The following is a 13,122-nucleotide window of genomic DNA, read 5'->3' as shown; positions in this document are numbered from 1 at the left end:
ACACTAATCGACGGTCCTCCACGACCGAGACGGATTCGATCCATCCCCTTCCGCCCGATCCGGGGTGGCCACCCCGGATCGGGCATCCCTTAATGCCTAAAACCAGCGGAAAAGTCATAAGACAAGAACGGGGTCGTCCACGGCGTTGCCATCCCTCCGCTCGTCATCATCTGCCAGTTCAACGGTTACGGCTAATCTCCGATAGCCATCTGGCACCGGTAGCCTCGTCGCGGAACGGGGAAATGATGCCGCCCCATCGATCGGTCGAGAAGTAGTTATAGCCCCGGCAGCCATCTTTCAACTTGCAAGGCTTCTGGCGCCGATTGTGCAGGCAGAAGTCAGGGCCGACCTTTTCGATCAGCGCAGCGATGTCGATCGGCTGTTGGCGTCCGCACCGGGAGCAGCAAGCGAACGCCTTAACACCGAGCTCCAGCATCTTGCCGAGCGCCGGCGCCCATCCAATGTCTCGCCGCCCTCGGTTGCCCATCGGACGACGTTAACGATGTTCTTGTCTTGTTCGCAATGATTCGGTGAAGGGCGCCCCGCCGTCTGGGTCGCAACAAACGGCGGGGCGGCGAGACTAATCGCAGAATGTCATTAAAGTTGCGTGACAGCTAATTAGCGGAGGGCGCTTCCCGCAAACGCTCCTTCGATTGACTCCACTTTCGCCGCTGACCCTGACTAGGCCGTGTTGACAAAAGGGATTCCCAATCGCGTCGACTTCTGATTCAAGACTGCTTTTTGAGGAGCAGTCATGGGTCGCGGGGATTTGTCGGAAGCGGAGTGGGATCTGATTGGGCCGCTGCTGCCGCCTGAGCGCGGTCGTTGGGCGCGGCCGGCGGGCGATAACCGGCGGTTCCTCAATGGAATGCTTCACGTGCTGCGGGTCGGCTGCCCCTGGCGCGACATGCACGAGCGCTACGGCAAGTGGAACTCGGTCTATGTCCGCTTCCGGCGCTGGGCCGAACAGGGTGTCTGGGATGCCCTGCTGCAAACACTGGTCGATCTGGGTCTAACCGACGACTGGCAACACATGATCGACAGCACCAGCGTTCGCGGCCACGTCTCGGCAGCGGGCGGAAAAGGGGGGCTTGTGCGAACGCTCTTGGTCGATCACGCGGCGGCTTTACGAGCAAAATCCACGCCCGCTGCGACAATCAAGGACTGCCTGTCGGCTTCATCCTGACCGGCGGCGAGGCTTCCGATTACACTGCTGCCGAACCGCTGATGGCGATCCCCGTCGCCACACCCAAGGCGCTGCTCGCGGACAAGGGATATGATGGTGATCGCTTCCGGGAAAGCCTGCTGGTCCGGGGCATCCTGCCGATCATCCCGCCTCGCTCGAACCGCAAGGTGCCAGAGCATCCCGACTATCGCCGCTACAAGGACCGCAACCGCGTCGAGCGCATGTTCGGCAAGCTAAAACAGCAACGACGCATTGCAACACGCTATGACAAAACCCTGCTCTCGTTCGAGAGCTTCCTCAACCTCGCCGCCATGCGACTATGGCTGAAATCTTTTGTCAACACGACCTAGACATCGTTTCTCCAGAAGCATTCTCGCCTGATCAGGGAGAAGAGTACGGCGCGGGAACAAGTATCACTGCCGTCGCCGGCTCTATGCAAATTGAGGTCTGTTCGGTGCAAGAACACGACTATGCGGATGTCGACGCGCTCATGACACGCGCGCATGCCTCTGTCGCGCAAGTTCGCTCGGTACTATCCCAAGGCACGGCAACGCTTCCGCGCCGCCGGTTTCTCGTCCGAGCGAACGACAACGCTTGCGCCGTGGGTGCTTGGGATTCTCCCGCGCGCGGCGCAGGCTATCGTGAACTGTGGCTTTGGGGTGACGAAGGCAATCCAGCAACACTCATCGGAGTGGAGCATTTGCTCGGGCGGATTACGGGAGATTTGGGTTCTTCGGGACCATCCGCCTTCCGACTGACGGTTCCAGCAAATCAACCTACCGTTCGCCAAGCGGCGATCGGCAACGGCTTCTTCCAGGCCGAAAGCGATGGACCTCGTTCACGCGTGCTGACGAAGATGGCGTTGGGGCGGGCAGTCACGCCGGACAATTGGACCAGCATCTCCGATTCAATCCGTCAACGCTCGAAGATTTCATTTCTCAAGGAGTGTCCCCGTTTCACTGGTTTGGCTCAGCCGATCGCGATGCAAGATGACACTGGTAAATCGGCGGCACCTTCGCTCGCCGAGATTGAGCGGCTGTTGTCTCCCGCATTATTCGTGCTCCCTGACAGACCGGCTGTCGTACTCCCCATTACGCAGGCCTATGCGGAAGAGCTGTTTGAAGGTTCATCGCAACCCTTGCTGCTCGCCAAACGAGAAGCGCTCCTGCATTCGGTCCGCGGTTATATCGGTGGCCCAAATACCTTTTCCATCATCCGTGAGGGTGCCATCGCTGTGTTTTATGAGTCATCGACCGGAGGCGGCCGCAGCGCAGCCACCGCGATCGCGCGGATTAATCGCCGCTATTTGATGGACAAGGCGAGCGCCTCGCAATACGCCGCGACGAAGGGCGTACTGGATACGAGAGTTATCCAAGGCATGGGCGTCGGCCCACAGGTGTGTGTTAGTGAGTTCGAAGACCTGATGCTTTTTCGTAAGCCAGTTTCCCTCGCGGCCCTAAGAGGGATCGGGTGCGCCGATGGTGCTAACTTTGTGACAGCGCGCGCAATCTCAACCGATCATCTGCTGGCGATCGTAAAAGCTGGCGAGCCGAATGACTCACTCTGATGATATACTAATTTCCGTCCAGAGCAGGTTCATTGATGGCATGTTAGCGGGGACCAAACGGGTCGAATTGCGGCGTCGTGCACCACGCATCCACATTGGCACCCGTATCTGGCTCTATGACAAAGCACCGGTCGCAGCAATTCGTGCAGTGGCGAGGTTAGCAACTGTCGAAACTATGACACCCGACGCCCTTTGGCACAGGTATGAACAAACCCTGGGCCTCTCCTACGCCGAGTACAACGAGTATCTGGCAGGGTGTGAGCAGGCGACAGCTCTCTCGCTAGAAAATGTTTCGCCGATCCGTCCGGTTGGCTTGGACCGACTAAGGAAGCTGAGCCGGAATTTTCATCCTCCCCAATTCTATCTCCGAATAGATGCGCACGCGACGCTCCTCTCCGTTCTAGAACGACATCTAGATCCTGCCGGGTGCTTTGAACTCGAGTGCTGCCAAATCTAGACTGGCGGCCACGGGTAGAGTCTTTACTCATCCTCGGCCGAGATAACCGCCGACATTCCGAATTGAGGCTGTACGTGCCCCCGGTCAGGCTAGAGAGGACGGCTACGTCCTCATCTAGAACTTCGCGGACTGAAGCTTGTTTCCTCCCCGCGCCGCATCGGCGGCGTAAGGCGCTGCGGTGCCGCACTTTTATTCGGGTTCGTCCGGGAGGTCTGCGATCGTGAAGGTCATCGGGTTGTGCAGCCAGATATTGACGTGGGACTCGCGCCAGCCGCAGCAGCGCTCGGCGAGCTTGTACCGCGGCGGGAAGGTGGCTGCCTGGATCTTACGGTAGAGGGTGGTCGAGCAAGGGCTCGAAGTCGACCGCACCGAAGAGCATCTCGAAATTGCGCGGCGGAACGGCGAGAAACTACTCGCCAACCCGTCGATCGCCCTCGACGCCATCACACACAGTCAGGCCACTTTCACCAATCGCGACCTTGCGATGTTTGTGCATCGGCATAGTGCCGGAACCATCCAGTTCGATGCGGTGATGGGCGCGGTGAAAGCATCGCCCGACCTCATTGCGCTCGGCAAGGACGGGCGCGGCGAAGAGCGGTTCACGTCGCGTGCGATGATCGAGACCGAGCAGCGGCTCGAACGCGCGACCGCCACTCTTGATGCCCGCCGCAATCACGGTGTCGCCGATCGTCATTGCGAGCTTGAACTCGACGCCTAAGCTGGCGGACGCCGCGGTCACCGTCCGCGCAGAGGATCGCGCCGCGATTGGGGAAGCGCGCGAGGCGCTTGCGCGCATGCTCGGCCGCGCTGAGGGAATGATCAAGAAAGGCCGCTCGACCGAGGAGCAGGATTGGTGGACGACGTGGGCGGCCGTTGGAGGTGTTCTGCTCGGTGCGCTCCTTGCCCTGATCGGCGTTGCGGTTTGGAGCTAACACTTGGCGAAGTCGTCCGCGTTGTGGCGCGGCCAGTAAAAGTCAATTCGACATGTCCTGCTTGCGCCTCATCTAAGTTGTATGCCGGCCAAGGACTTTCCCTCGTAACCTGCCGTTCGTGAACTTTTGAGAATGGCGTCACCAACGTCCCTGCCATCAGACGTGGAGGTACGACACACTCTGCACCGCAGTCGTGGCATAACAGCACTTTTGCCATGACGTGCCGGTTGGTTACTCAACCAAGGCGCCATATTCCAATTCGTCAAGGCGTGAGGCAGCGCGACGGATGTAGCCCAACAAGTCTCGATCGCCGTCGCTGGCTTCCCACACTGCTAAGCTCGATCCCAACAGGTCGTGAAAAAGATCGAAGGATGTCCGATCAGTTTCCCCCATGCCGGTCAGCGCCGAGCAGACTTCTTTCGCTTGGCGCTCGGTCGAAATCGAAATGTTGCGGGTGTGTGTTATGTGATTGAACGCCGCGCCGCGATGTCCGCCTAGCCTAGAATACAGCGTACGCTTGCCATTGAGCAATTTGATAAGCTCGTCTCGCGTTTTTGGCTTCGCAATCTTGCTCGCCTGCAACGCCGCAACCGCGCCCTTCCGAGATTGCCCGGCCAAATGGAGATAATAAAAGATCGGTAAAATCCAGCCTGCCTCATGGCTGACCTGACTGAAATATGATAGCGGTTGCTCCACTGGATTTCGGTTTATGAAATTTCGCAAGATCGCATCGACGGTCACTTCCTCGCGCACGGTCCGCACTGGCGCGAGTATCTCGGCGGGAACGGTTTGTGCGTCGCCGATGACGCGGAGCGTAGGCGCCCCATCCACTTCATCAAACTCCCCTTCGCGGATGAATTTGATCCGTTCAAGCGATTGCGGGTCAATCAAGATGGGGCGCCCTCCATCTTCCAGTTGGCCATCGGCCAGGTTGGCGACCATCGCATCCTTGGGGCCAAGTTCGAGCAATCGCTGCACCATCGGCAAGATCGCCTCACGGCTGCGCTGATCGCGCTCATCAAGGATGGTGCGCAGATCAGCGTAACAAATGGCTTTGGTTTCGCCAGAGTAGCGAAAATAAATCGCGCCTTCGGCAACATCGCCCTCGGTCTTGCTGGCGATGACTGGCTTAGCGCTATGCGGTTCAACGTGAATCACGCCGACCGTCATGGCGTCGAGTTTAAGGCTGGCGACGCGGAAGCGCGGTGTGGGTTCCAACACGGAACGGATCGTCTGGCTGAATTTGTTCTGATCGGTATCGGTGAAACGGCCATCCGCCAGACCGCTAACGGCGAAGCCGAGCGGTTTGTCCTTCACCCCGAAAAACAGATAACCGCCGCGATTATTCGCGAATCCGGCGATAGTGCGCAGCGGCTTGCTAAAGTTGCGGAGGCTGAACCCTTCCTTGCATTCAAACTCGTCGGTTTCGCCTGCGGTGCAGCGCCATACGCCGTTTGCATCCTTGGCAAAGAAGGATCGCAGCATCTTTTCGTCCATCGCATCCAGCGGTGCGGCGTGCGTGGTTTCGACGACGATGCCAGGGGCAGAGAGTTCGGGAGACGCGAAGTTGGCGATGAAGGCTGACAAGGCTTCATCGCTGGCCTTCGGCACTTCGGGGCCATAATCACGGTGCTTGATCCCGCTGATGCGGCCCGAATTGACCGCACGATCCTGCCGGTTGAAATAGAATTGGATGGCCTTGTTCGCCATGCCGCGCGCCAACATGGCTTTGATAAGGCCAATCTCTTCATCGGTGATGCTGCGTCTAGGCATGGCTCAAACTGCCACCGCGCCATGCGCAATCACGTTGGCGTTAGCGGGGGGTTTTAACGTTTGGCGCGACAGACCAAGCGCGGCGTCTTCGTGAGCGAGGCTCTCCGTCCTTCCGCCCGGCGCTGCATGGGCAATCAGGACTGACTCGCGAAACGTCAGGATGTGGCGATTGCGGGCCTCGGCGGTGGCGGCGGTGGTGCGGGTCTGGGTGGCAGCAAAGGGGCTGATGATCCGGGCGGTGCCTGCGGTGACGGTGGTTTTGAGTGCGGGAGACAAACGATAGCCCTGCACTGCACGGGCGAGATCGATGATGACGGGTGCGGCTCCGCGTAGCAAAATCCGCAGCACGTCGCTTTCGATGGGGGTTTGGAAACCGCCGATTACCGGTGCGCTTTTCGGCCCCCGCGCATTGACCCAATCCTGCGCTTTTAAGATGAGGTCGCCGGGGCAAGCCTTAGAACAGAAAAATGCCATGGGCGCACGGGCCAACACCGACGCAGCATCGTTCGCGATGGGCGGCTCACTCGGCATCGTTCTCGTCTGCGCCCATGCGGTATTTGATGTCGTAGTTGATAATGAAATCGAGTTCTTCGTCGCTAAACCCATAATGTGGTGCCAATAAACAGTCGATATTGTCGATCAGCGGCTTGGATCGTTGAATTTTGAACGATTGCGTTTGGGTGGTTCCAGTCTGGCGCTGCTCTCGTGTAAGCATGAGGCTATTTCGGTCTAAGTCGTTCAGATACTCTTCTCCGGCCTTTATGAGTTCTGGGTCGTGCAATATAGCATCATTAACACAAAAAGCCTGAATATCGGCGGGATTTAAATCGCGTAAATTTGAAGCAATGGTATACCACCACCAAAATGTGGTGCTACTCAAGATGGCTGCGACGGCTCGTGGATCAAATCCATCACGAAGTGGCAAACGAGTTTCACGCGATGAGCTCCCGGCAACACCATTCACAAAAAAACGGGGCCGTTCAATTGTGAAAACCTTCCAGTAAAGGCCACCCGTGTTGCGATAATAAACTTGGCTTGCGCCGCTGCCCCATATCCGTTCAAGGGTGTGGGGCTGACCTATAACCTTAGCGAGCATTGCAGGTTCAATCCGGTGCTGGAACTTCGGAACCCAGAACGACAACCGTTTAATAGGCGCAGCTATATATTGCAGATTAAAAATGATCTGATCACGCGCGTCTGCCGTCCATTTGATGTAGCCAGTCGTGTGAACTTCTGGATTAGTGCTTGGGTTCGCGACGTATATCGTTAGAGCGCGATTGACCGTATCAAATAGCTTTGCAGGCCTCCAAGCAAAGTTTGAATACCACGTCTGACGCCCATTTTCGATAATCGCTTGGACGGCTTTCATTCTTGAAGTTGAAACCAGAGACATAGGGAGGATCATACTGGTGCTACCTGTCGGAGATAACAGCGACTCAGCACGCTCAATGAAAAGTGCATGCACCGCACGCGTATCAAGCGTCGCCAGCCCTTTCGGAAGGTAGTCGATCTCCCGTGTTTCTAAGTAGGGTGGATTGCCGACCACCACGTCGAATCCGCCGCCCGTGAGAATTCCAAAAAACTCGATCAGCCAATGAAAGGGTTTATGGCTAGCTTTCCACGTCTCGAATTTAGCAGCATTGGCTAAATCGTCACCCGCACCCACGCCATAATCTTGGGCAAGGTAACGGTCGAGCTTCGGTTTCAATACCGCTAGTCGTCCTTTCAAATCTACCTTCGCTGCGGGTGTATTTTCGCCCCCAAAACTCGTTTGCTGCAAGCGGAAATTGTCCAGAGCCGAAGCGTAATCCTCCATGTCTGCTTTTATCTTTGCAGCCCGACCATCGAAATCGAGACCGGCTGCATTCGTCGCGCGTTCCACATCGGCGAATGACGTGTAACCAATCAGTGTATTCCCCGACCTGATATTGAAATCAATATCGGGAAGTGGCTCGATCTGGTCGGCGCGCTCAAGCTGCGAAGCGAGTTTGAGGAACAGGCGGAGCTTACAAATCTCTACCGCCTCATCCATAATATCGACACCGTATAGGTTGTCGAGGATGATTGATTTATAGATGAAATAGGGCCGGTTGGGATGACGCTCGATCTGGTCCAGCACCGTTCGGAAATCGGAATAAAGCTGGCGCTGCCCGCCTCCGTCTGGCGCGGAGTCAACGAATTGCTCCATCCGTTCAAGGCAGGCGTCATAAAGGTCGTAAAGGATGCCGAGTGCGGCGAACAGGAACGCGCCTGACCCGCAGGCGGGATCAAGCACCTTGATTGCCGATATGCCTTTCCAAAAGGCACGGACAAGATCGGGGCTTTCGGCATATTGGATGGCATCGCGCGCGAACTGGCGAATATCGAGATTGTGGGTAATGAAATCCTCAATCGAGGCGATTTCGCCCGCCGCCGCCTTGGCCTTGATGGCTTCATAGCGTTCGCGCCGCGCGACGACTTCGCGCCAGATTTCAGTGGGCAGGCCGTGCGTTACGGGCGCGGCCTTGTTCCAATCACCGCGCTTCGCCACGTCGGCAATACCCGCCGCGATGTTTCCGGGCAGCGGTTCATCTGCCCCGTGCTTCACAGCCTTGTAGATATAGGCATCTGGATTTTCGGAGAGCATCCGCCACACCGCGCTCCCGGCCTCAAAAGCCACCTTGTCATGGGTGAGTGCATTCTCGAACAGCCAAGGAATGACGGTATTCTTAGTTATGTAATCGGTGATATCTTCCTTGGTGTAGTAAGCACCCATCTGCTTCTGGTTGATATATTTCTCGAATATATGGCCCAGAACGTCGGGGTTGATCTCTTTACCGTCACTACGACTGATTGGACGGGTATCAAGCGTCCAGTCATAGCGGTCAAAAAAGTTAAAAACCGCCTCGAACGCCTCGTCGGCGATTTCAATGTTGCTTCCCTCAGCTTCGAGAATATGCGGCTCGAATAGCCCTCCGTTGAGATAGGGTATGGTGCCAAGCAGCGCGTGGGTCGCCGCATCACGTCCACTCGCGGGCATTGCTAACCCGCCGTGGAACAATGTCAGCAGGAAAACTCGGTAGAAGTTGTGGAATTGACCAGTGCCCTGTTCGGCCCGGACTTGAGACAGCTTCTCTCTCAAATAGTTCTGATTGTTATCGAGAAATCCTTTGCGCTGAATAAAATAGACAAACATCAGGCGGTTGAGCATCAGTGAAGCATACCATTGCCGGTCTGTCGCTGCCTCCAATCCTCTTATGAATGAGAGGAATGCTGCGTGCTGCGTCTGAAACTCGCCGAAAAAGCGACGGGTGATTTGCTCGCGGGTAAACGCGTCTTTCAAGCTGTTGACCGTGCCCGACAGCGTTAGACTCTCTTCATTTTCAAGCGGGAACGTAATGTGTTCCAGCTTTTGAAGCGTTAGTTCGGGGCTTTGTTGCGTCCGCCAAATGTGATCTCGAACAGCGGCGGGCTTGCCGCTAATCCGCTCAACCCATTGCCAAATTTGTTGCGTTCTCTCCGCGTCGGTGAAGATGATGAGATGTTCGAACACGCTCTTCGTCAGCTCGCGCTCGATCTTCTTTCGCGTCTTGCCCTCGGGAATAGACGGGCAATGGAAGATGCGGACGCCGCGCTTATTTGCGACGGGCGAAAGCGTGAAGCGTTCGCCATCGACTTCGGTGGTCTCGGGCTGCCGCGATGCCGGACGGTCCCAGCCCAGCTCCTCGATAAACAGGGTAGCGAAATCAAACGCTTTCAGATGGGTAGTGGCTGTCGCCTTGTTGAGTGCCATGTTACCCCGTTAATCCCATCGAGCAGATAATCCGCATGTCATTCTGCGAGTCATCCTTGTCCTGCTTCATGCACAAGCGACCATCCTCACGGAAGGCGACGACCATTTCAGCGAGCTTGGTATCGCTGATCCCGGTTTTGAGTTGGCGATTGAGCGCATCAATTGTCGATTGAAACAGGGGAAACTCGTAAATGTCACCCATCGCCTTTTCCACATCGCGGACGAAGTGTTCGGTGACGAACAGACTGCGCTCGTTGCCCTGTTCGGCCACCCAGCGTTTCAGGCGGTCGTAGGTTTTGAAGCGCGCGCCCGACGGGCGGCCCAGCGCGCCGTGTGTGGTGCGCTCTTCCTGCATCAAATGCTCCACACCTTTCCGCACGACGTCGTGATGGAAATCGGTGCGCTCCAATGCGGATTCCTCGGGGCCGCATTCGGCTGCGCGGAGAATTGCCAGCGGGGATTGGGTGAGGATTTCGCCATCGCGCGCCATCCATGCCAACGCATCATTATCGTCCGGAGTGCGGAGATAGACCAATGCACCTTCTTTCGCGTCGGGTTGTTGCGGAACCGCCTTGGTGGCGAACACGACGTCGGGCATATCCTCGACCACTTTTTGGAGCTTGGGATCGTCCTTGATTGCGTTTTGCCAAATCTGGAAAGCGTAGGAGGCCAGATCGACCTCACCGTCATCATCGCCGTCCAGAATGCCAGACTTTTCGCTGTACAGATCCTGGATAGGATTCGCCTGATCGTCATCCTCGAAAAACGCTTCGTCAGACCCGACGACTTCCTGGTTTTCCTTGAGCCGCGCACGGACACGGGAACGCAAACGGATAATTCGTTCGACGCCTTCGGCCGGCAAGAACGAATAACAGTTAATCGTATCGGCCTGCTGTCCAATTCGATCCACGCGACCGGCGCGCTGGATCAGTCGAATGATGGCCCAAGGCAAGTCAAAGTTGACGATGGTGGCGCAATCCTGAAGATTCTGTCCTTCGGAGAGAACGTCGGTGGCGACAAGGACACGCAGTTCGCCCTCGGCCTTGGCTATACTCTCTTTCTTGTTGGATTTAGGGCTAAATCTCCATGCTAAGCGCGTAGGGCTTTCTGACTGGCCCGTGACCGCAGAGATGGCAGTGACGCCGGCCTTTTTGAGCGCATTCTCAAGATAGCGTGCGGTATCAGCGAACTGAGTGAAGATCAGCAATTTGTCATCTGGGTGATCGAGACGGACAAGATCAATCAAAGCGCGGAGCTTGGTATCACGGTCTTCTGCCCAGGTGCCGCAGTTATGTAGCACTTCACGCAGTGCATCAACGTCCGTCATAAGGTCGCTGTGGAGCGAGCGCCGAAAGAGGCCAGCCTTCAACCATTTGAAGCGGCGGGCTTTGGCATTGGAATAGACACCATAAATGTGCGCGGCCTGCGCCTGCAGCCGGTCCATTTCGATAGAAGCGATGGTCGTTTCTTCCTCACCCTCCGCAAACTCACCGTTCTCAAACAACGTACCGGCGGCTTCGGAGTCCGCGTCTTCATCCGTCAAATCGAGCAATTCGGCGTCCTGCGTTCCAATCGGGAGAGGCAGGTCATTTTCGAGCGCATAAAGATAAACGAGGTTGCGCATGACGTGGCGTTCAATCGACTGAATGAATGCGGGGCCGCCGCTCTCAAGCCGCTTGAAAAGGTTTGTCCGGCAAAATCCCATTAACCGGATACCGGCGCGGCCAAGACCGTCCATAATCCGGCCTTCATCTGCTGTCGGCGGATGAGCGGGGTCTGCGACCAGATAGTTGGCAAGGCCGTAGCGAGGCAACTTCAATCCATCGACGGCAGACACCACCGCATCTGAATAAGCTTTCGCATAAGGGTCGCCGGGATCACTATCGTCGATTGCAAACTTCACGGATTTAGGTTGACGCACCGGGAAGTATGATCGTGTGCCGTCGGCGAAAGTGATGAATTTCCGCCCATTGGCTTCATCGGTTTGAGCATAGTTTTGCAGAATGAACCCGCGTGTGCGTCGGATCATGTAAAGCCGCATCAGCTCGCGCCAATCGTCGGTCTGATCGCTCTTCTCAAATGCGGGAAGCGAACGCACTGCGCATTGATGCTTGCGGACAAATTCGGTTTCCCCGCCAATGGCGCGGATCATCGCCTCTGGACGGACGCCGATGTCTTGGTCGTCCTCAATAAAAAGCCTGAGCTGCGAAGAAAGGTCGATGAATGATTTGTTGTATGGTGTGGCGGAAAGCAAGACACAGCGACTGTCATTTGAGCGGACATAATCCTCAATGGCCTTGTAACGTTTGCCCTCGCGGTTGCGCAGGTTGTGGCTCTCGTCGATCAAGACAGTCCTATATCGCTTCAATTCCTTCAATTCGGATTCAACGCGCGATAACGAAACGATCTTGGCGTTGAGTTCATAGGTATCGACATAGTCGTGCCACATATCGAGGAGGTTCTTGGGGCAGATGATCAGGCTACGGCCATCAACCTCCTCAACAATTTTGAGAAGGGCTGACGCCATGATGGATTTGCCGAGACCGACGACATCGCCAATCACCACGCCACCACGCTTATTTAGGTGGTGAGCCGCCACTTTGACGGCGCTGGTCTGGAAATCGAACAGCTTGTCGCCAAAAATCCGGGGAATGCGAAACTCCGATTGGCCATGCCGCGCCTCTTGCGCGAGGTGGTAAGCCATCTTCAAATAGACATGGTACGGTTCAACTAGCTTTTCCCCCGCCCAGCTTTCTTCGATAATCGTCGCCAGCTCTTCCGAAATGTCAATGCACCAGCGGTCGTTCCAGCGATCTTCAAACCATGCCGCCAGCTTGTCGCAAGCATCGTGATCCATCACATCGACATTCAGCTCGCCTTGGAGCGAAAGGCCCGCAAAGGTCAGATTGCTGCTGCCGACAAATCCCACTTTCGGATTGATCGGGTCAGATCGGTGCAGCAAGTAGAGTTTAGCGTGAAGCTGATGCTTCAAGAATAGCTTCACGGTCACTTTCCCGCCGCGAATTTGCCGTGCCAGTCGCCGTAAACCGGCCTCGTCATCATTGTTCGGTGAACCGAGGGCAAGTTGGGCGCGAAACTCCTCGGCTAACTCTTTTTTCAGTTCCAAGGCACGGGCATTGTCGATGCCATCATCATGGAACGCAGTTGCCAGTTTTTCCCGCAATCCCTTTTCAGGAGACTTATGCATCCCAACAAGAAGGCGACAAGCATTGCCATCCTGATCGGACCAACCTTCGATATGCTGATCGATTTTGCGCCATCCGCGCAAATTGAAATAACCCACGCAGAAATCGGCCCTTTCAGAAACTGAAAGCACCTTGTTCAACTCAGGCAGGAGCGCGTTATCGATATTGTCAAAAATTCTCGGCAAATTGCCCTCCAACGGTCTTCTCTAGTATCTCGATTTCTGAGCAT

9 protein-coding genes and 1 pseudogene are annotated in these 13,122 nt (G+C 56.2%); 4 read left to right on the top strand and 6 right to left on the bottom strand.

Annotated elements, in window-relative coordinates; translation table 11 throughout:
• Positions 1 to 178: 178 nt before the first annotated feature.
• Complete coding sequence (locus tag CDQ92_RS18325) at positions 179 to 487, bottom strand: hypothetical protein (RefSeq protein ID WP_144035822.1); 309 nt, start codon at positions 485 to 487, stop codon at positions 179 to 181.
• A 267-nt stretch (positions 488 to 754) separates the two neighbouring features.
• On the opposite strand from CDQ92_RS18325, the pseudogene CDQ92_RS18320 reads away from it, so the two are divergent.
• Both CDQ92_RS18320 and CDQ92_RS20950 read left to right on the top strand, forming a co-directional pair.
• A pseudogene (locus CDQ92_RS18320) lies at positions 755 to 1,536 on the top strand (IS5 family transposase).
• Positions 1,506 to 2,753 (top strand): hypothetical protein, encoded by a 1,248-nt coding sequence (locus tag CDQ92_RS20950; RefSeq protein WP_144035821.1) that lies wholly within the window; start codon positions 1,506 to 1,508, stop codon positions 2,751 to 2,753. The pseudogene CDQ92_RS18320 and the gene CDQ92_RS20950 overlap by 31 nt, the downstream one beginning before the upstream one ends.
• 646 nt (positions 2,754 to 3,399) lie before the next feature.
• Here the strand turns inward: CDQ92_RS20950 and CDQ92_RS18310 are convergent.
• On the bottom strand, positions 3,400 to 3,654 hold the full coding sequence (locus CDQ92_RS18310; protein WP_088443473.1) for a helix-turn-helix transcriptional regulator: 255 nt from the start codon (positions 3,652 to 3,654) through the stop codon (positions 3,400 to 3,402).
• On the opposite strand from CDQ92_RS18310, the gene CDQ92_RS18305 reads away from it, so the two are divergent.
• Both CDQ92_RS18305 and CDQ92_RS18300 read left to right on the top strand, forming a co-directional pair.
• Entirely contained in the window at positions 3,548 to 3,928 is a 381-nt protein-coding gene (locus CDQ92_RS18305; RefSeq protein ID WP_373289657.1) for a hypothetical protein, read from the top strand. The genes CDQ92_RS18310 and CDQ92_RS18305 overlap by 107 nt on opposite strands.
• The gene (locus CDQ92_RS18300; protein ID WP_088443352.1) at positions 3,912 to 4,142 is read left to right on the top strand and encodes a hypothetical protein; all 231 of its coding nucleotides are present in this window, start codon (positions 3,912 to 3,914) and stop codon (positions 4,140 to 4,142) included. The genes CDQ92_RS18305 and CDQ92_RS18300 overlap by 17 nt, the downstream gene beginning before the upstream one ends.
• A 231-nt stretch (positions 4,143 to 4,373) precedes the next feature.
• On the opposite strand, the gene CDQ92_RS18295 is transcribed toward CDQ92_RS18300, so the two are convergent.
• From CDQ92_RS18295 to CDQ92_RS18280, 4 genes are read right to left on the bottom strand one after another with little or no spacing between them, the layout of a single operon-like run.
• A complete protein-coding gene (locus CDQ92_RS18295) occupies positions 4,374 to 5,867 on the bottom strand; it encodes an AlbA family DNA-binding domain-containing protein (protein ID WP_158213890.1) in 1,494 nt (497 codons plus the stop codon).
• A gap of 51 nt (positions 5,868 to 5,918) precedes the next feature.
• Positions 5,919 to 6,389 (bottom strand): hypothetical protein, encoded by a 471-nt coding sequence (locus CDQ92_RS18290; RefSeq protein ID WP_144035820.1) that lies wholly within the window; start codon positions 6,387 to 6,389, stop codon positions 5,919 to 5,921.
• Positions 6,390 to 6,435: 46 nt separating this feature from the next.
• Entirely contained in the window at positions 6,436 to 9,687 is a 3,252-nt protein-coding gene (locus CDQ92_RS18285) for an Eco57I restriction-modification methylase domain-containing protein (RefSeq protein ID WP_088443344.1), read from the bottom strand.
• Between the two features lies 1 nt (position 9,688).
• Positions 9,689 to 13,090, bottom strand: a complete 3,402-nt coding sequence (locus tag CDQ92_RS18280) for a helicase-related protein (RefSeq protein ID WP_201792073.1) — start codon at positions 13,088 to 13,090, stop codon at positions 9,689 to 9,691.
• Positions 13,091 to 13,122 lie beyond the last annotated feature (32 nt).

It is taken from the genome of Sphingopyxis bauzanensis (assembly GCF_002205675.1).
GTDB classification, from domain to species: domain Bacteria; phylum Pseudomonadota; class Alphaproteobacteria; order Sphingomonadales; family Sphingomonadaceae; genus Sphingopyxis; species Sphingopyxis bauzanensis.
This window is presented reverse-complemented; position numbering and strand designations above follow the sequence as displayed.